We start from the raw sequence: 16,847 nt of genomic DNA, 5'->3' as shown, positions 1-16,847 counted from the left end.
GGATAGGATCATATCAAGGATGAAGCCGTCGTCCGGGATCGATCGATCCATCCGCCCGCACACCCGCCACCGTCAGATCATGTCCCATGCGCCCCGTGAGGAAGCGATACCACATGCGGAAATCGGCGCGCAGGGACCAGAAAGGATAATGGAAGGTCGCGGGCCGGTTCCGCTCGATCAGGCCATGGCCCAGCCAGGCGAAGCCGTAACCGGCGAAGGGAATGGCCGCCAGCAGCCACCACCGTTCCGCCATCAGGAGCGCGCCTGCCGCCAGCGCGACCACCAGTGTCGTGCCGACATAATGCATCGCCCGCGTGCCGGGACGCGCATGTTCCTGAAGATAATAGGGCCAGAATTCCCGAAAGCAGGTGAACCTGTTCACGACGCACCTCTCCCGCTCAGGAGTAGCAGGCGCCCGCCAGGATGTTAAGCCCGATGCGTCAGGCCGTGCGCCGGGCGGGAGCGAAGAGGAAATAGTCGTAGGCGGCGCGGGCGGCATGCGCCATGATGCTGTCCCGCGTCGCCCGGCCCTTATAATCCTTCATCACGAAGACGGAGACGGCGAACATCCGCCCGTCGGGCAGGGTGACGATCCCGACATCGCCGCCATAGCCGTTCAGCGATCCGGTCTTGTGCGCGATCCGCGCGCCGGGGGGCAGCATAGCCTTCAGCCGCGCCTTGCCGGTATGGCACCGTTCCATCATCTCCAGCAGATAGACGGTGCTGGCGGGCTTCAGCGCCTGTCCGAGCTGGATCGCGGCCAGCAGCGCGTTCATCGCGCGCGGCGTCGAGGTGTCGCGCGGATCGAGCGTGAATGCGATATTCGGCAGGTCGCGCGCGTCGCGTTGCCGCAAGGAGGAATCCGCTTCCAGCGCCGCCGCCACATTGCGGCGGAAGCTGCCCGCGGCGGGGCTGATCCCCATGGCGCGATAGAGCAGATGGGCCGTGTCGCTGTCCACCCGCAGCCCCTTGACCCCCAACGCCGCGACCCATTGGTGGATCGTGGCGGGGCCGCCCGCGCGCGCGACCAGTGCGTCGGTCGCGTCATTGTCGCTATGGGTCAGCATCAGGTCGATGAGGTCGTGGAGGGAGCGCAGCCTGGCGGGCTGCGCCGGATCGAGCGGCACCTGATCCTGCAAGCTGAGCGCGCCCGCATCGGCCATCGCCAATATCTTGCCCGCGACGGCGACCTTGTAGGTGCTGGCCATGGGGAACAGCGTGTCGCCGTTCAGCGATTGCTCCTCCCCGGTGGAAAGGTCCTGCACGGCGATGCCGACCGTGCCGTCGCTCAGCGCCGCGAGGCTTTCGAACTGGGCGAGAAGCCGCGCTTCGGCGCTCTGCTGCTTGACGCTCTTGACCGGGCCGAAGGCATCCGCCGTGGGGAGCGGGGCAAGGAACAGGCCGAGGGCGGCAGCGACAGCGCCAAAGGTGCGGAAAAGCGGCATGGCCATTCTCTCCCTCATCCCGCCGCCCGAGGCAAGAGGCTTTGGCCGGGCGCGGTTGACAGGCGTTCGCCCGCTGGTTCATTTCATGATCTCATGAGCGATAGCATCAAGCTGCACGAAAGTTGGCGGGAGCCGCTGCTGGGCGAATTCCAGAGTCCCTATATGCAGGCGCTCAAGCGTTTTCTGGAGGGAGAGAAGGCCAATGGGAAGCGCGTCTTTCCCAAGGGCTCGGAATATTTCCGCGCGCTGGACCTGACGCCGCTGGACAAGGTGAAGGTCGTGATCCTGGGGCAGGACCCCTATCATGGCGAAGGACAGGCGCATGGGCTTTGCTTCAGCGTAAGGCCGGGTGTGCGGACGCCCCCTTCGCTGGTCAATATCTACAAGGAACTGAACAGCGACCTCGGCATCGCGCCGCCGCGCCACGGATTTCTGGAGCATTGGGCGAAGCAGGGCGTGCTGCTGCTCAACAGCGTGCTGACCGTGGAGATGAGCCGCGCCGCATCGCATCAGGGCAAGGGCTGGGAACAGTTCACCGACGCCATCATCCGGCTGGTCAACCAGAAGGATGAGCCGGTCGTCTTCCTGCTGTGGGGCGCCTATGCCCAGCGCAAGGCGGCGTTCGTCGACCCGTCCCGGCATCTGGTGCTGAAGGCCGCGCATCCTTCGCCGCTGTCGGCGCATAATGGCTTTCTGGGCTGCCGCCATTTTTCGCGCGCCAACGCCTTTCTGGAAGAAAAGGGGCGCGGCGCGATCGACTGGGCCTTGCCGGAATGCTGAGGGAGTGGCGAATCGGATGAGCCACGTCATCAATCTGCGGCAGGCGCGCAAGGCGAAGGCGCGGGGCGAGAAGGAGCGGCTGGCGGCCGCCAATCGCGCCAAATTCGGGCGCAGCAAGGCCGAGCGGCTGGAGGCGAAGGCCGAGGAAGCCCGACTGGGCCGCGCCTTGGACGGCGCGATGCGGGAAAGGGACGAGCCGGACGCGCCCTGATTTCCGAAGCGCGTCATAGGGCTGCGCAGGCGGGAGAGCCAACCCACTTATATCCCGTCGCCGCATGGATGCGGTTGCGCTGAACGCCCGTGCCTGATACCGGCGCGCCCAATATCCGCGCCAGTCCTGAAGGAAGGTCGTTTCGCCCATGTCCGCTTCCCATTCCGACCAGATCAACCGCATCGTCCTGGCCTTTTCGGGTGGCCTCGACACCAGCGTGATCCTGAAATGGCTGCAACAGACCTATCAATGCGAGGTCGTGACCTTCACCGCCGATCTGGGGCAGGGCGAGGAACTGGAACCCGCGCGGGCCAAGGCGCGGCTGATGGGCGTCAAGGAAGAGCATATCTTCATCGACGACCTGCGCGAGGAGTTCGTGAAGGATTATGTCTTCCCGATGATGCGCGCCAATGCGCTGTATGAGGGACTGTATCTGCTGGGCACGTCGATCGCGCGCCCGCTGATCGCCAAGCGCCAGATCGAGATCGCCAGACAGGTGAACGCGGACGCCGTGTCCCATGGCGCGACCGGCAAGGGCAACGATCAGGTCCGCTTCGAACTGGGCTATTATGCCCTGTCGCCCGATATCAAGGTCATCGCGCCGTGGCGCGAATGGGACCTGACTAGCCGCACCAAGCTGATCGAGTTTGCAGAGCAGCATCAGATCCCGATCCCGCGCGACAAGCGGGGCGAAGCGCCTTTCTCGACCGACGCGAATATGCTGCACACCTCTTCGGAGGGCAAGGTGCTGGAAGACCCGTGGGAGGAAACCCCTGATTTCGTCTATTCGCGCACCGTCAATCCGGAGGATGCGCCTGACGCGCCGGAATATATCACCATCGATTTCGAGCGCGGCGACGGCGTGGCGATCGACGGTGTCGGCATGTCGCCCGCGACGCTGCTGGAGACGCTGAACGAATATGGCCGCAAGCACGGCATCGGGCGGCTCGATCTGGTCGAGAACCGTTTCGTCGGCATGAAGTCGCGCGGCATGTATGAAACGCCGGGCGGCACCATCTATCACCTTGCCCATCGCGGCATCGAGCAACTGACGCTGGATCGCGGCGCGGCGCACCTCAAGGACGAACTCGCGCCCAAATATGCCGAGCTGATCTATAACGGCTTCTGGTTCTCGCCGGAGCGCGAGATGTTGCAGGCCGCCATCGACCACAGCCAGGAGAAGGTGACGGGCACCGTCCGGCTGAAGCTCTACAAGGGCGGCGTCCATGTCGTCGGCCGCAAGTCGCCTTACTCGCTCTACAGCGAGAAGGTCGTGACGTTCGAGGACGATGCGGGCGCCTATGACCAGCGCGACGCGGCGGGCTTCATCAAGCTCAACGCGCTGCGTTTGCGGTTGCTGGGCCGGCGGGACCGCTGAGCCGCGCCGTTACAGTTTGCGACATTTTATCCCGTGACATGACATAGTTGCGGGACAAGTCTTGCCGATAAGCGTCTCCAGGGACGGCCGATGCCGTTCGTGACAGACATTGGAGGAAAGACGATATGATCCGCAAATTCATGATGACGGTGGCCGCTGGCGCGCTGTTGACGGGCGGCCTTGCCGCTCCCGCCATCGCTTCGGCGCAGGATGGTCCCGGTCGCGGCGGCCCGCGTGGCGGCATGATGATGATGGCCGACGCCAACAAGGACGGTAATCTCACCAAGGCCGAAATGACCGCTTCCCTGGAGGCGCGCTTCGCGAAGATGGACGTCAACAAGGATGGCAAGCTGACCAAGGAAGATCGGGAGCTTCGCCGCCAGCAAAGGCAGGAAGCCCGCTTCGCGCAGCTCGACACCGACAAGAACGGTCAGATCAGCAAGGCCGAGTTCACCGCCGGTCATGATCGCCGCGCGGGTGCGGGCAAGCCGGATGGACAGGATGGACGTCATTGGGGTGGCCGCCATCATCGCGGCTTCGGCAAGGACATGGTGGACGGGCGCGGACAGGGCGCTGGCGATGGGACGATCACGCGAGAACAGTTCGTCGCCCGCGGCCTGGAAAGGTTCGACCGGCTCGACGCCAACAAGGACGGCACCGTCACCGCCGAGGAGATGAAGGCGGGGCATCAGGCCATGCGCAAGGCGTGGCAGGACCGGAAGGGCACGACGCCGGCCGCGCCTGCCAACTGATCTTCGCTTCAGGGAAGGGGGAGGCGACGGCCTTCGCCCTTCCCCTTCCTTCCCGGCCATGACAGAAGTTCAGGACATGAGCGAACGACCCCATCTTCTGCTCGTCGACGACGAGCGTTCGATCCGCGAGCCGCTGGCGCAATATCTGTCGCGCAACGGCTTTCGCGTCACTGCCGTCGAAAGCGCGGCGGAGGCGCGGGTGCGCCTGAACGCCAACGCCATCGATCTGGTGGTGCTCGACATCATGATGCCGGGCGAGGACGGGCTGTCGCTATGCCGCCATATCCGCGAGACGAGCGAGATTCCCGTCATCCTGCTGACCGCGAAATCGGAGGAGACGGATCGCATTGTCGGGCTGGAAATGGGGGCGGACGATTATGTGCTGAAACCCTTTTCCCCACGTGAACTGGTGGCGCGGATCAAGGTGATCTTCCGCCGCGTCGCGACCGGCGGCCAGCGGGTGACGGCCCCGGACGGCGCGACCTATGCCTTCGCGGGATGGCTGCTCAAGACCCAGGAGCGGGTGCTGGTGGACAGCGAGGGCGTGAGCCTGCCGCTTTCGACCGCGGAGTATAATCTGATGCTGGCCTTCGCCACGCGGCCCAACCAGGTGCTGAGCCGCGACCAGTTGCTCGACATCACGCAGGGGCGCGAAGCCAATGCCTTCGACCGCGCCATCGACAACCAGATCAGCCGCCTGCGCAAGAAGATCGAGCCCGACCCGAAGAACCCCACCCTCATCAAGACGGTCTGGGGCGGCGGCTATACCTTGTCCGCCGAGGTACGGAAGCTGTGAAGCGGTTGCGGCTGTGGCCTCAAAGCCTGGTGGGCCAGATCATCCTGATCGTCGCCGTCGCGCTGTTCGTGGCGCAGGCGATCAACTTCATGCTGCTGCTGCGGGAAAGGAACCGGCTGGAACTGACCGGGCAGACCGCGCCCGGCGTCTACCGCATCGTCGACGCGCTCGACAGCCGGGGCGAACGGCGGGATGACGACCGGCCGGTGCGCGCGCGCTTCCTGGACGCGCCGCCCGCCGTGACCGGTGACCGGCGCCCCGATGTCGAAAAGCGGGCGGCGGCCATGTTCGAGGATATGGGATTGCAGATAGGCTCCATCCGCGTGGTGCAGGATCAGGAAAGGCCGCCCATGCGCCGCTGGGAGCGGCTGCGCGGGCGGGCGGGCGGAGGGCCGGCGTTGCGCCATGCCGGGCGTCTGGTGATGGCGGTTGAATATGAGCCCGGCAAGTGGGTCGTGACCCAGACCCGCACCGGCGAGCGGCCGCAGCGTTTTGCCGGCTGGCTGGTGGGGCAGACGGCCATCCTTTATGTGATCGTGCTGTTGCCGCTCCTGTGGGTCGGGCGTCGTCTGGCGCGTCCGTTGCGGCAACTGACGGGAGCGGCCGAGCAATTCGCGCGCACGGGCGTGGCCGATCCGGTGGACGAAAGCGGACCGGGCGACGTGCGCCAGCTCACGACCGCGTTCAACGCGATGCGCGCGCGGATATTTCTGATGCTGGACGAAAAGGACCGGATGCTGGGTGCGATCGGACATGACCTGCGCACGCCGCTCGCCTCGCTGCGCGTCCGTGCCGAATCGGTGGAGGACGAAAGCGAGCGCGCCCGCATGTCCGAGACCATCGACGAGATGAACCGGATGCTGGAGGATATCCTGTCCCTCGCCCGTGCCGGGCGGAGCAGCGCACCCACGCAAAAGGTCGATCTTTCGGCGCTGGCGGATGCGGTGGTGGAGGATTTCCTGGAGCTGGGGTCGCCGGTCGACATGGCCGACAGCGACCGCGCGGTCGCCCATGTGCGTCCGCAACAGATTCGCCGGGCGCTCCGCAACTTGATCGAAAACGCCATCGTCTATGGCGAGCGGGCGCATGTTTCGGTGGCGCGCAGGGATGGAGCCATCCATCTGATCGTGGCGGATGAAGGCCCCGGCATCGCCGAGGACCGCATGGAGGAGATGATGGAGCCTTTCACCCGGCTGGAAGGGTCGCGCAACCGCGACACCGGCGGCGCGGGCCTGGGGCTGGCGCTGGTGCGGGCGATCATGGCGGAGCATGGCGGCTCCTTGCGCCTCGCCAACCGGGCGGAAGGCGGGCTGGAGGCGAGCTTGATCCTGCCTGCCTGATGGGGTGGCCCTGTGTGGATGTCGGTGGCGGGTTTCGGGCAGGAGCGGACATCCAATCTCCGTTCGGGCTGAGCGAAGTCGAAGCCTTCCACTGAGCGGAGCTAAGTGGCCTCCCTACGGTCGGCCGTGCCCTTCGACTTCGCTCAGGGCGAACGGAATGAGGAAAGTGGACCGTCGCCAATCCACCCCCACTGCTATTCCGCGCTCAATGCTTGCCGGGCTTGCCGGATGTGCCCGCCGTCGCCGGATTGATAATCTGCGCGCCTGAAGGCAGCCCCGTGCCGCCCATATTGAGGCGCAGGGCTTCCTCGCGGGCGACGCGCAGGGGATTGTCGCGTTCCTCGATAGCGGCCTTGGTCTCCGCGTCCGTTTCTTCGTCGGCGTCGGGCGTTCCGCCGCCCCGCGTCCAGCCCAGCACGATCGACATGCGGCGGTTGCGCGGGTCATAGGCGTCGCCCTTCACGAACGGCTCGCGGTCGGCCACGCCCTCGATACGGGCGAAGCGGGCATTGCCGATGCCCTCGTCCGACAGCGCCTTGCGGGTGGCTTCGGCGCGGGCGGAGGAGAGCATCCAGTTGTTCATCGTCCGGCCCGCCGCATAGGGCAGGCCATCGGTATGGCCGCGGACGATCAGTGGATTGGGCATCGTCTCCAGCACCCGGGCGACTTCGCCCACCAGCGCGCGGGCCTGCGGCAGCAGGCGGTCGGTCCCCATGGAGAACATCGCGAAATCCGCCTCGTCGATCAGGTCGATGCGAAGCCCTTCGCGCGTTTCTGTGAAGCGCACATTCTTGCGGAGATTCTGCATGCCCCGGCGCGCCATGCGGGCTTCGAGCTCTTTCTTGATGGATTCGAATTTCACGCGGTCGGCCGCCTTCATGGCCTTGCCGCCCTGATCCTTCGTCCCGGTCGCGTCGCGGGGAATGGTGATCGCCATCTTGCCCTGACCGCCGGTGGTCGGATAATTTTCCTTGCCCAATATGCTGTCGCCGCCGAGCAGCCCGGTCGCACCCGCCGAGCCCATCTTCAGTTCGACCAGCGTCGGCGTGAAATAGTCGGCCAGCGCCTTGCGCTGCTTCTCGGTGGTCGCGCCCAGCAGCCACATCAGCAGGAAGAAGGCCATCATCGCCGTCACGAAATCGGCATAGGCGACCTTCCACGCGCCGCCATGATGGCCGCCATGACCATCGACGATGATCTTCTTGACGATGATCGGCCTTGGTTCGGGCTCGTTCGCGCCGCGCTTCTTTTCGGCCATGGCTTATTTGCCCCGCATGCCGTCGAACACTTCGGCGAAGGCCGGCTGGTTCGCATGGGTGAGGCTGGAGCGCGCCGCCTCGATCACCAGCGGCTGCGGATGGCCGTGGAGCGAGGCGATGATGATCTGCTTGACCACATGATACATGGCGCCGTCCGCCTCGATCACGGAGCGGCAGCGGTTGGCGAAGGGGTTCACCATGCCATAGGCCAGCAACACGCCGAGGAAGGTGCCGACCAGCGCCGACCCGATCATCGCGCCCAGGATGGCGGGCGGCTGGTCGATCGCGCCCATGGTCTTCACGACGCCCAGCACCGCCGCGACGATGCCGAGCGCGGGGAGCGCGTCGGCGAGGCCCTGAAGATTGTCGGCAGGCTTCAGCGCTTCGTGATGATGGGTCTTGAGGCTGTTGTCCATGACCTCCTCGACCGCGTGCGGGTCGAGCGTTCCGGACGACACGACCACAAGGCGCAGCGTGTCGCTGATGAGGTGGATCAGCGTCTTGTCTCCCATCAGGCGGGGATATTCGGTGAAGATGGTGGAGCTGCCCGGATCCTCGATATGCGGTTCCAGCGCCACCGGCCCTTCGACGCGGAGCGTCTTCATGAGGCGGCTGACGAGGAAGATGCAGTCGAGGAAATCCTGCTTCTTGTATTTCGGCCCCTTGAACACCTTGCCCAGGCCCCCGGCCAATGCCTTCAGGTCCGCGCCGCTGTTGCCGATGATGAGCGCGCCGACGGCCGCGCCGCCGATGATGAGCATTTCATGGGGCAGCGCATGCAGGACCGGGCCGATGTCGCCGCCGGTGAAGATGAACCCACCGAAAACCATCACGAGCAGGACGACGAGGCCGATAATTGCGAACATGAAAATCCCCGAAAATTCTGCCCGAAGGCGCCAAGCCCGTTCGCGTCCCGCAGGTCGCCGCTTCTTTGGTTAATACGGACTGGTTAGCGTTCGGTTTAGGACGATCGCCCTTTTTTCCGATCAGCCGATCAGATCGAACAAAGTCTGCTTGTTGATGCGCGCGAAGGCCGATTGGGCGGCGTTCAGTTGCAGCAGCTTGGCCTGAACCGAGGAGATGACTTCGGCGAGATTGGTCGATTCGAGGGTCTGACGGCGTTCCGTGAGATCAAGGTCGACATTGGTGAGGCGCGTGCCCACGACCTCAAGGCGGTCGGAGCGGACGCCCTGCTTCGCCAGTTCGACGACGATATGGCTTTGCCCCGCCTGGATGCCGTTCAGCGCGCTGCCGATGTCGGCATCCGTGCCGCTGGAAACGGCGGTGATGCTCTGGCCCAGGATGCCGTCGAGCGACATCGCCGTGCCGCCCACGTCAATGCCTTCGGACACTTGCTGGCGCGTGCCGACGACGGCGAGGTTGAGGCCCCGGCCGACCGGGACAAGCGTGCTCTGCCCGTCGTCGAAGACGGGCACACCCTGATAATCCTTCTGGTTAAGCAGTTCGCCGACCGTGGTGCGGATGGTCTTGAGTTCCTCGACGATCGCGCCGCGGCTCGTGTCGTTCAGCGATCCGTTGCGGGCGGATGTCACCAGATCCTGCGCCCGGATCAGCAGATTGTTGATTTCGTCCAGATTGGATTCGGCATTGCTCGCGCGGGTCGTGCCATAGCTGACATTGGCCTGCCATGCGGCCTGCTGCGCCTGAGCGCGGCCGATGTCGGACACCTGCACCCAGGCCAATGCGTTGTCGGACGGTTTGGTCAGCGTCACGCCAGAGGAAATGGCGGTCTGACCTGCGATGATGCTCTGCGACAGCTGCTGCTGGCGGCGGATTTCGGCGGTCAGGGTCTTGTTGGTGATGCCGACCATCGGTCAGTCCTTTCCGGTCAGATGATCTGGAGGATGGAATCGACGGTCTGCTTGGCGACCTGAAGAATCTTCGCGGAAGCCGCATAGGCTTGCTGAAGGCGCAGCAGGTCGGCCGCTTCCATGTCGAGGTCGACGCCGCTCACCGCTTCGCGCGCGGCGACGGCCTGATCGACGCGGCCCTGCGCCGTGGTCTGTTCCGCCTTGGTCGCGGTCAGCAGATTGGCCTGGGTCGCGATCAGCGCGGTCCAGTTCTGCTCGACGCTGCCATTGCCGCGCAGGGTCGACTGCACGGTGAGGAGATTGCCGTTGAGCGTGCCGTCCGCCGACCTGGTGGCGAGCGCCGCCGGATCGGTGATGAGCGCCGCCACGCTGGCCGCGCCGCCGCCATAGGAAAGAAGGGGCGCGCCCGTCATGCTGGGGGTGGTCGTGGTGTAGCCCTGCGCGTGCCAGGCGTTCATGTCGGTCACGAACTGCTGCGCCAGCGTGTCGAGGTTCGCGCGGCGATCGGTGACGGTCTGCGCGGCGGAGAAGAGGCCACCCAGCGTTCCGTTGGCGGGCGCGGTGAGCGCGGTGCCGCCGCTGGTCGCGAAGGAGAGCGTGCCGTTGGCGTTGGCGGTGACGGCCACGGTGGTCGCGGCGTCCCCCTGCACCAGCGTCTGGCCGTTGAAGCTGATCTGCACGGAATCGTGCGCGCCGAAGCTCACGTCGACGTTCAGATTTTCCGAAAGCTGCTGCAAGGCCGCGTCCCTGCCGTCGAGCAGCTGGGCATAGGCGGACGTGCCCGGCTGGGCGCGCAGCAGGCTGCCGTTGATGTTGGCGAGCTGGTCGAGGGCGACGTTGATGTTCGCGACGGAAGCCCGCGCTTCGGTGGCGATGCCGCTGGAGGCGCTTTGCAGGTCGGCGGCGGTCTGGCGGAAGGCGGCGGCGACGCGGCTGATGCTGTCGAGCGTCGTCACGCGCAGCGACGTGTCGCTGGGGCTGGCGGCCAGCTTGTCCATGTTCTGGAACATGCCGGTCATCAGCTTGCCGACGCCCGTGTCGGTGTCGTTGAGCGCGGTTTCCGCGTCGGTCAGCCAGCGCATCCGCGCCGTCGCGCTGCCCAGCGCCATGCCGGTGAGGCGCATGTTCGCATCGAGATAGGGATCGGTCGCGCGGTTGACCCCGGCGACCTGCGTGCCCCCGAAATTGCCCCGCGAGATGTAGAAGGCCATGGTCGCCGTCGACGCGCCGGATTCGATGGTCCTTACCGATCGGCGCGAATAGCCGTCCGTATTGACGTTGGCGATATTCTCCGACACCGCGGCCATGGCGGTGCGATAGGCCTTGGTGCCCGATGCGCCGATGACGAACAGGTCGCTCATGCGCCTTTATCCTGTGTGGGAGCGGAGGCGGACGGCGTGTTGCCGCCGAATTGGCGCAGCAGCAGCTCGGCGATGCCAAGGCTGCCCTTCTGCGCCATGCTGTCGGCGGTGCGGGCGTCGGCCATGTCGCGGAACTGGTCCGATGCGCTGCTATCGAGCAGGCCCTCGCCCTGACTGGACGAGCGCATCGCGCCGATCATCTGGCGCAGGAAGATCGCCTCGAACTGCTTTGCCGCCTGTTGCAACGCGGCCTTGTCCGTGGAGCCGCCCTGCGGGGCGGAGGTTCCGGTCACATTCGAAATCTGCATCACAACACCACCAGATCGGCTTTCATCGCGCCCGCCTGTTTCAAGGCTTCGAGGATCGCGACCATGTCCGCCGGGGAAGCCCCGATGGCGTTGACCGCCTTCACTATATCGGCCAGAGACGCGCCACCTTTAAAATTGACCATCGGTTTTTTCTGTTCGTCGATCTGGATCGAGCTGGATGGCTCGACCGCGGTCTGCCCGCGGGAGAAGGGGGCGGGCTGGACGATGCGGGGCGCTTCGTTGACGGAGACGGTCAGTTTTCCGTGCGCCACGGCGGCGGGATGGATCTTCACAGCGCCGTTGATGACGACCGTGCCGGTGCGCGCGTTGACGATGACGCGGGCGGGGGCATCGGCGGGGGCGACCTCGATATTCTCGATCATGCCCATCATCATGATGCGGTCCTGCGCGCCGGGCGCGGCGGCGATCGCGACCGAGACGGCGTCCATCGCCTGGGCGCGCTGGTCGCCGAAGGTGCGGTTGATGCCGTCCGCCACGCGCAGGGCGGTGGTGAGGTCGGCTTCGGCGAGGTTGAAGGTGAGGGTGGGCGCGGTGTCGAAGCCGGTGGCGACCGCGCGCTCGACCGTCGCGCCGCTGGGGATGCGCCCGGCGGAGGGAACGTTGACCGATACCTGGCTGCCGTCCGCGCCCGAGACGCCGAGGCCGCCGACGGCGAGGTTGCCCTGCGCCATGGCGTAGATTTCATTGTCCGCGCCGCGCAGGGGCGTCATGATGAGCGTGCCGCCGCGCAGCGACTTGGCCTTGCCGAGCGCGGAGACGGTGACGTCGAGGCGCTGGCCGGGCTTGGCGAAGGCGGGGAGGTCGGCGGTGACGAGGACCGCCGCCGCGTTCTTGAGCGCCGGGTTGACGCCCTGCGGCAGGGTGAGGCCGAAGCGCGAGACGACGCCCTTCATGCCCTGCGTCGCATAGTCGAGGCTGTCGTCGCCGGTGCCTGCCAGACCCACCACGATGCCGTAGCCGGTAAGCTGGTTCGGACGGACGCCCTGGAAGGTGCCCAGGTCCTTGATCCGTTCCGCATGGGCGGGGACGGGGAGCAAAACCATGAACGAGATGGCGAGGCAAACGATGTTTCGCAGCGGCTGTAGGAGATGGCGCATGTTGGAAATCTCCTATTTCAAAAGGGGCTGATCGCGGAGAAGAAGCGTTGCAGCCAGCCCTGGCGGCTGGCGCGGGCGATCTCTCCCTTGCCGGTGTAGATGATCTTCGCGTCGGCCACGCGGGTGGACGCGATGCGGTTGTCCGGGCTGATGTCCGCCTGCCGCACGAGGCCGCTGATCTGGATGAATTCGTCGCCGCGATTGAGGGTCAGGGCCTTTTCGCCCTTCACCAGCATCGTGCCGTTGGGATAGACCGCCGCGATGGTCACGGTGATCTCGCCGTTCAAGGCGTTGGACTGGGTGGCCGCGCCCTTGCCGGTGAAGCCGTTCTGGCCGCCCATGGCGACGTCGCTGGCGGAGAAGAGCTTCGACAGCACGCCGGTGGTCGGCGGGGTCAGGCCGATATTGCCGCTGCGGCTGGTGTCGGCGCTGTTGCTCTTGGTCGCCTGCGTGCGTTCGACGAGAACGATGGTGATGATGTCGCCCACGGCCGTGGCGCGCGCGCCGCTGGTGAGCGGGGTGTAGCCCATCGAGACCTGGAAGATCGAGCCGTTGGCGGCGGGCGCGGGGGCCTGCTGCACGACGGTGGGGGCATAGAATTGCCGTTCCTCCGCGCGCTTCTTCTTGCCCGCCATGGCGGGGGAGGCGGCGAGGGCGGCCAGCGAGAGGGCGATGACGGAGGCGGAAAGGACGCGCATCATCCGGCTCACAACTGCTGGTTGACGTACTGGAGCATCTCGTCGGTCGCCTTGATCATCTTGGAATTGACCTCATAGGCGCGCTGGGTCTCGATCATGTCGACCAGCTCCTCGACCACGTTGACGTTCGAGGTTTCGAGATTGCCCGACCGGATCTGGCCGCGCCCGTCGAGGCCCGCGACGCCGACCTGCGGCGTTCCGCTGGCCGCCGTTTCGAGCAGCAGGTTGCCGCCGATGGGCTGAAGCCCCGAGGCGTTCATGAAGCTGGCGAGTTCGACCTGGCCGAGCTGGGTCGCTTCGGTCTGTCCCTGCAAGGTCGCGGAAACGGTGCCGTCATTGCCGACGGTAAGGCCGGTCGTCCCTTCGGGCACGGTGATCTGCGGGATCAGCGGCAGGCCGTCGCTGGTGACGACGACGCCTTCGGCCGTGGTCGTGAAATTGCCCGCGCGGGTATAGGCGATGGAGCCGTCGGGCCGCTGCACCTGAAAGAAGCCCGCCCCCTCGATCGCCATGTCGAGCGCGTTGCCGGTCTGCTGCAAGGTGCCCTGCGTGTTGATCTTGCTGGTGCCCTGCATGGCGACGCCCGAGCCGAGATTGAGGCCGGTCGCGAACTTGTTTTCCGTGTCGGAATTCGCGCCCGCCGCCACCATCTGCTGATAGGCGAGGGTTTCGAAATCGGCGCGGTCGCGCTTGAAGGCGGTGGTGTTGACGTTCGCCAGGTTGTTGGCGATCACGCGCATCTTCGTGTTCTGCGCGTCAAGGCCGGTGCGGGCGACATGAAGGGCTGCGTTGGTCATCGTCTCTTGTCTCCGTGATCCTGCCTGTAATGAAGCAAGGTTCGTGCCAAATTAACCATCCAGGCGCATGAGCGATGCGCCCCCGTCATCGAGCTGTTTCGCGGTGTCGATCATCTTCACCTGCGTTTCCCACGCGCGGCTGGCCTCGATCATCTGGACGAGGGCGGCGGTGGCGTTGACGTTCGATCCTTCGACCGAACCGGCGGTGACGGTCGCGAGCGGGTCCTGCGGCAGAGCGCCGCCGTTCGTTTCGCGGAACAGGCCGTCCGTGCCCTTGGCCATGGAGGAGCCGGTGGCGTTGACGAGCTTCAGGCCGTCGACGCGTTGCGGATTGGCGGGGTCGCCGCCCAGCGGCACGCCCCAGATGCTGCCGTCCTGCGCGATGGACAGGCTGTCCATCTGCGGCAGGGTGATGGGGCCGCCTTCGCCCAGCACGGGCAGGCCGTCGCCGGTGGTGAGGAGGCCGCTGTCGGTGAGCTTGAGGTCGCCCCGGCGCGTATAGGCTTCGCTGCCGTCCTGCGCCTGCACGGCGAGCAGCGCGTCGCCATTCATCGCCACGTCCAGCGGATTGCCGGTGGCGGTGACCGCCCCCTGCGCCATGTCGGCGGCGATCACCTGTTCGGATTGCTGCGCCCGCGTGTCGAAAGTGGACCCCTGAATCCAGCGCGTCTCGGCATTGGCGATTTCCGCGCGGAAGCCGACGGTGTTGACGTTGGCGAGATTGTTGGAAATCGCCGCCTGCCGCGCCATCGCGCCGCGCATCGCGGTGAGTGCCGTGTTGACGAGCCGGTCCATGGGGTTTTCCTGTCCTTATGCGGGCGCCGCGCCGTTACGAGCGCATGTTGACGATGGTGGTCGACAGCGTGTTCGCCGCCTCGATCGCCTTGGCGTTCGCCTGGAAGTTGCGCTGGGCGGAGATCAGGCTGACCAGTTCCTCCGTGATGTCCACGTTGGAGCGTTCCAGCATGCCGGTCTCAAGCGCCCCGTACATGCCCTGATTGGCGGTGCCCAGAATCGGCTCGCCGCTCGCCACGGTGGATGTCCAGTGGGCGTTGCCCTGCTGGCGCAGGCCTTCCAGGCTGTTGAAGGAGGCCATTGCGACCTGACCCAGATAGACGGTGCTGCCATCGGCATAGATGGCCGATACCAGACCTTCCTTCGATACGCCGACGCTGTTCAGCTGCGGGCCGTTCGCCACGCCATTAAGGGTCGTGGGAATGACGAGGTCCGTCAGGGCCGCCGGCGTGGTCGCGTTGGTCGGCGGCGTGACGAGCGCGCCGGTGCTGGGATTGACGGCGAATATCTGGATGCGCGCGCCGGTGGCGTCGACGGCATAGCGGTCGTCATCGACCGCGAAGGAGCCGTTGCGCGTGTAGCTGACCGTGCCGTCCGCGCCCTTCACGGTGAAGAAGCCATCGCCGGTGATGGCCAGATCCAGCGATTTGGACGTCTGCTCCAGGGTGCCTTGCGTGAATTGCTGGGAGATGCCCAGTACGCGGACGCCCTGCCCCGACACCTGCGTGGTGGTCTGCATGGGCGCGGCGGCGAAGATGTCGCCGAAATGGGCCTGGCTGCGCTTGAACCCGTTGGAACCCACGTTGGCGACGTTGTTGGACGTGGTGGAAAGGTCGGTCTGCGCCGCCTTGAGGCCGGAAAGAGAGATGTAGAAGGACATGGCGTTGCTCCTTGGGTGAAAAGGATGGGGGTTAGGCGAGACTGATGGCGTCGGACGGGCTGTAGGTGCCGAGCGCGGTGATGAGTTTCGACGCGCTGCCGTCCGCGGGCGACTGGACGGCGGCGATGGTGGCCCAACTGGCGACCCGGCTGGGCGAGGCGCCGTTGACCTTGATCTGGAGCGGGCCGGTGGCGACGGTTTCGCCCGTGTCGTCCTTGCCGTCCCAGTAGAAGTTGACATCGCCCTTGGACTGCGCGCCGAGGTCGATGGTCCGGACCGTGTTGCCGTTGCCGTCGACCAGGTCGACCGAGACATTCTCCGCGTCGCTGCCCAGCGTGAGCTGGCCGATATACTGGCCCGCGACATCCGGCGCGACGATCTTGCTTTCGACCAGCATCGACTTGCCGATCCAGCTGGCCGCGTCGCCGAGGCGCGATCCGCCAAGCTGCGAGGCGAGGCCCTTGAGCGTCGCGTTCATTTCCGCGATGCCGGTGGAGTTGGTGATGGTCGCCATCTGGGCCACCATCTGCGAATTGTCCATCGGCTCGAACGGGTCCTGCGTCTGCATCTGGGTCGTCAGCAGGCGCAGGAAATCCATCTGGCCCATCTCCGACTTGCCGGTCGCCTTGATCGACGAAGGATTGTAGACGGGGATGCCCGCGCTGTCGGTTACGGAAGTGGCGGTCATTTGCCGATCCTTATGGTTTCCATCATCAGGGATTTGGCGGTGTTCAGCACCTGCACGTTATTCTGGTACATGCGGGCGGTCTCGATCATGTCGACCAGCTCGGCGCTGCTATCCACGGCCGCTTCCCACACATCGCCATTGGCGTCGGCCAGCGGGTGATTGGGATCGTGGCGCTTGACCGGCTGGGCATTGGTGGTGACGACATTCTCCACCTTCACCGTCGACACGCCGGGGCTGTCGGTGACGGAGCGGAAGACCGGCTTGATCGCGCGATAGGCTTCCGCCGCGCTGCCCGACACATTGCCGGCGTTCGCCATGTTGGAGGCGGTGGTGTTGAGGCGCACCAGCTGCGCGCTCATGGCGCGGCCGGCGATGTCGAACACGTTCATGGGACCGGAGCCGCTCATGC

Annotated in this window: 20 protein-coding genes; 6 read left to right on the top strand and 14 right to left on the bottom strand. The window is 65.8% G+C overall.

What is annotated here, in order from left to right:
* Nucleotides 1-13: 13 nt before the first annotated feature.
* The gene (locus SCLO_RS09305) at nucleotides 14-382 is read right to left on the bottom strand and encodes a DUF962 domain-containing protein (protein WP_066514964.1); all 369 of its coding nucleotides are present in this window, start codon (nucleotides 380-382) and stop codon (nucleotides 14-16) included.
* A gap of 58 nt (nucleotides 383-440) precedes the next feature.
* Nucleotides 441-1,445, bottom strand: coding sequence for a serine hydrolase (locus SCLO_RS09300; protein ID WP_066515160.1), 1,005 nt, complete (start codon nucleotides 1,443-1,445; stop codon nucleotides 441-443).
* Between the two features lie 93 nt (nucleotides 1,446-1,538).
* On the opposite strand from SCLO_RS09300, the gene ung reads away from it, so the two are divergent.
* The 6 genes from ung (at nucleotide 1,539) to SCLO_RS09270 (ending at nucleotide 6,702) form a co-directional block, all read left to right on the top strand.
* On the top strand, nucleotides 1,539-2,225 hold the full coding sequence (ung, locus tag SCLO_RS09295) for a uracil-DNA glycosylase (RefSeq protein ID WP_066514956.1): 687 nt from the start codon (nucleotides 1,539-1,541) through the stop codon (nucleotides 2,223-2,225).
* Between the two features lie 16 nt (nucleotides 2,226-2,241).
* Nucleotides 2,242-2,436 carry a DUF4169 family protein gene (locus tag SCLO_RS09290; RefSeq protein WP_066514954.1) on the top strand — a complete coding sequence of 65 codons (195 nt, stop codon included), beginning with the start codon at nucleotides 2,242-2,244 and terminating at the stop codon, nucleotides 2,434-2,436.
* 148 nt (nucleotides 2,437-2,584) lie between these two features.
* On the top strand, nucleotides 2,585-3,814 hold the full coding sequence (locus tag SCLO_RS09285) for an argininosuccinate synthase (protein ID WP_066514952.1): 1,230 nt from the start codon (nucleotides 2,585-2,587) through the stop codon (nucleotides 3,812-3,814).
* Nucleotides 3,815-3,939: 125 nt separating this feature from the next.
* On the top strand, nucleotides 3,940-4,566 hold the full coding sequence (locus SCLO_RS09280; protein ID WP_066514950.1) for an EF-hand domain-containing protein: 627 nt from the start codon (nucleotides 3,940-3,942) through the stop codon (nucleotides 4,564-4,566).
* A gap of 76 nt (nucleotides 4,567-4,642) precedes the next feature.
* Nucleotides 4,643-5,362 carry a response regulator gene (locus tag SCLO_RS09275; protein WP_066514948.1) on the top strand — a complete coding sequence of 240 codons (720 nt, stop codon included), beginning with the start codon at nucleotides 4,643-4,645 and terminating at the stop codon, nucleotides 5,360-5,362.
* Nucleotides 5,359-6,702, top strand: a complete 1,344-nt coding sequence (locus tag SCLO_RS09270; protein ID WP_066514946.1) for a sensor histidine kinase — start codon at nucleotides 5,359-5,361, stop codon at nucleotides 6,700-6,702. The genes SCLO_RS09275 and SCLO_RS09270 overlap by 4 nt, the downstream gene beginning before the upstream one ends.
* Nucleotides 6,703-6,907: 205 nt before the next feature.
* Here the strand turns inward: SCLO_RS09270 and SCLO_RS09265 are convergent, their stop codons facing one another.
* The 12 genes from SCLO_RS09265 to flgC all read right to left on the bottom strand — a co-directional run bounded on the left by SCLO_RS09265 (nucleotide 6,908) and on the right by flgC (nucleotide 16,845).
* Nucleotides 6,908-7,960 (bottom strand): flagellar motor protein MotB, encoded by a 1,053-nt coding sequence (locus SCLO_RS09265; RefSeq protein ID WP_066514943.1) that lies wholly within the window; start codon nucleotides 7,958-7,960, stop codon nucleotides 6,908-6,910.
* A gap of 3 nt (nucleotides 7,961-7,963) precedes the next feature.
* Entirely contained in the window at nucleotides 7,964-8,827 is an 864-nt protein-coding gene (gene motA, locus SCLO_RS09260) for a flagellar motor stator protein MotA (RefSeq protein WP_066514940.1), read from the bottom strand.
* 120 nt (nucleotides 8,828-8,947) lie between these two features.
* Nucleotides 8,948-9,793 (bottom strand): flagellin, encoded by an 846-nt coding sequence (locus SCLO_RS09255; protein WP_066514937.1) that lies wholly within the window; start codon nucleotides 9,791-9,793, stop codon nucleotides 8,948-8,950.
* Between the two features lie 17 nt (nucleotides 9,794-9,810).
* Nucleotides 9,811-11,154 carry a flagellar hook-associated protein FlgK gene (flgK, locus tag SCLO_RS09250; RefSeq protein WP_066514934.1) on the bottom strand — a complete coding sequence of 448 codons (1,344 nt, stop codon included), beginning with the start codon at nucleotides 11,152-11,154 and terminating at the stop codon, nucleotides 9,811-9,813.
* Nucleotides 11,151-11,462, bottom strand: coding sequence for a rod-binding protein (locus SCLO_RS09245; protein ID WP_066514927.1), 312 nt, complete (start codon nucleotides 11,460-11,462; stop codon nucleotides 11,151-11,153). Before SCLO_RS09245 ends, flgK begins: the two co-directional genes overlap by 4 nt.
* Entirely contained in the window at nucleotides 11,462-12,526 is a 1,065-nt protein-coding gene (locus SCLO_RS09240) for a flagellar basal body P-ring protein FlgI (RefSeq protein ID WP_066515158.1), read from the bottom strand. Before SCLO_RS09240 ends, SCLO_RS09245 begins: the two co-directional genes overlap by 1 nt.
* A 71-nt stretch (nucleotides 12,527-12,597) precedes the next feature.
* Nucleotides 12,598-13,278, bottom strand: a complete 681-nt coding sequence (locus SCLO_RS09235) for a flagellar basal body L-ring protein FlgH (RefSeq protein ID WP_083948994.1) — start codon at nucleotides 13,276-13,278, stop codon at nucleotides 12,598-12,600.
* An 8-nt stretch (nucleotides 13,279-13,286) separates the two neighbouring features.
* Nucleotides 13,287-14,075, bottom strand: coding sequence for a flagellar basal-body rod protein FlgG (gene flgG / locus SCLO_RS09230; protein ID WP_066514922.1), 789 nt, complete (start codon nucleotides 14,073-14,075; stop codon nucleotides 13,287-13,289).
* Nucleotides 14,076-14,126: 51 nt separating this feature from the next.
* Entirely contained in the window at nucleotides 14,127-14,870 is a 744-nt protein-coding gene (locus tag SCLO_RS09225; RefSeq protein ID WP_066514914.1) for a flagellar basal body rod protein FlgF, read from the bottom strand.
* A 34-nt stretch (nucleotides 14,871-14,904) separates the two neighbouring features.
* Nucleotides 14,905-15,750, bottom strand: a complete 846-nt coding sequence (locus SCLO_RS09220) for a flagellar hook-basal body complex protein (RefSeq protein WP_066514912.1) — start codon at nucleotides 15,748-15,750, stop codon at nucleotides 14,905-14,907.
* Between the two features lie 31 nt (nucleotides 15,751-15,781).
* Nucleotides 15,782-16,438 carry a flagellar hook assembly protein FlgD gene (locus tag SCLO_RS09215; protein ID WP_066514910.1) on the bottom strand — a complete coding sequence of 219 codons (657 nt, stop codon included), beginning with the start codon at nucleotides 16,436-16,438 and terminating at the stop codon, nucleotides 15,782-15,784.
* The gene (gene flgC / locus SCLO_RS09210; protein WP_066514907.1) at nucleotides 16,435-16,845 is read right to left on the bottom strand and encodes a flagellar basal body rod protein FlgC; all 411 of its coding nucleotides are present in this window, start codon (nucleotides 16,843-16,845) and stop codon (nucleotides 16,435-16,437) included. The genes SCLO_RS09215 and flgC overlap by 4 nt, the downstream gene beginning before the upstream one ends.
* Between the last annotated feature and the right edge of the window lie 2 nt (nucleotides 16,846-16,847).

The sequence above is a fragment of the Sphingobium cloacae genome, from assembly GCF_002355855.1.
GTDB lineage: Bacteria > Pseudomonadota > Alphaproteobacteria > Sphingomonadales > Sphingomonadaceae > Sphingobium > Sphingobium cloacae.
The sequence above is the reverse complement of the archived record's forward strand: the minus strand, read 5'-3'. Positions and strand labels throughout refer to the sequence as shown.

What these genes read in the sequence shown, in the direction of transcription:
- SCLO_RS09300 (WP_066515160.1), bottom strand. Translation starts at nt 1,445, where the DNA reads ATGCCGCTTTTCCGCACCTTTGGCGCTGTCGCTGCCGCCCTCGGCCTG.
- ung (WP_066514956.1), top strand. Translation starts at nt 1,539, where the DNA reads ATGAGCGATAGCATCAAGCTGCACGAAAGTTGGCGGGAGCCGCTGCTG.
- SCLO_RS09290 (WP_066514954.1), top strand. Translation starts at nt 2,242, where the DNA reads ATGAGCCACGTCATCAATCTGCGGCAGGCGCGCAAGGCGAAGGCGCGG.
- SCLO_RS09285 (WP_066514952.1), top strand. Translation starts at nt 2,585, where the DNA reads ATGTCCGCTTCCCATTCCGACCAGATCAACCGCATCGTCCTGGCCTTT.
- SCLO_RS09280 (WP_066514950.1), top strand. Translation starts at nt 3,940, where the DNA reads ATGATCCGCAAATTCATGATGACGGTGGCCGCTGGCGCGCTGTTGACG.
- SCLO_RS09275 (WP_066514948.1), top strand. Translation starts at nt 4,643, where the DNA reads ATGAGCGAACGACCCCATCTTCTGCTCGTCGACGACGAGCGTTCGATC.
- SCLO_RS09265 (WP_066514943.1), bottom strand. Translation starts at nt 7,960, where the DNA reads ATGGCCGAAAAGAAGCGCGGCGCGAACGAGCCCGAACCAAGGCCGATC.
- motA (WP_066514940.1), bottom strand. Translation starts at nt 8,827, where the DNA reads ATGTTCGCAATTATCGGCCTCGTCGTCCTGCTCGTGATGGTTTTCGGT.
- SCLO_RS09255 (WP_066514937.1), bottom strand. Translation starts at nt 9,793, where the DNA reads ATGGTCGGCATCACCAACAAGACCCTGACCGCCGAAATCCGCCGCCAG.
- flgK (WP_066514934.1), bottom strand. Translation starts at nt 11,154, where the DNA reads ATGAGCGACCTGTTCGTCATCGGCGCATCGGGCACCAAGGCCTATCGC.
- SCLO_RS09245 (WP_066514927.1), bottom strand. Translation starts at nt 11,462, where the DNA reads ATGCAGATTTCGAATGTGACCGGAACCTCCGCCCCGCAGGGCGGCTCC.
- SCLO_RS09240 (WP_066515158.1), bottom strand. Translation starts at nt 12,526, where the DNA reads ATGGTTTTGCTCCCCGTCCCCGCCCATGCGGAACGGATCAAGGACCTG.
- SCLO_RS09235 (WP_083948994.1), bottom strand. Translation starts at nt 13,278, where the DNA reads ATGCGCGTCCTTTCCGCCTCCGTCATCGCCCTCTCGCTGGCCGCCCTC.
- flgG (WP_066514922.1), bottom strand. Translation starts at nt 14,075, where the DNA reads ATGACCAACGCAGCCCTTCATGTCGCCCGCACCGGCCTTGACGCGCAG.
- SCLO_RS09225 (WP_066514914.1), bottom strand. Translation starts at nt 14,870, where the DNA reads ATGGACCGGCTCGTCAACACGGCACTCACCGCGATGCGCGGCGCGATG.
- SCLO_RS09220 (WP_066514912.1), bottom strand. Translation starts at nt 15,750, where the DNA reads ATGTCCTTCTACATCTCTCTTTCCGGCCTCAAGGCGGCGCAGACCGAC.
- SCLO_RS09215 (WP_066514910.1), bottom strand. Translation starts at nt 16,438, where the DNA reads ATGACCGCCACTTCCGTAACCGACAGCGCGGGCATCCCCGTCTACAAT.
- flgC (WP_066514907.1), bottom strand. Translation starts at nt 16,845, where the DNA reads ATGAGCGGCTCCGGTCCCATGAACGTGTTCGACATCGCCGGCCGCGCC.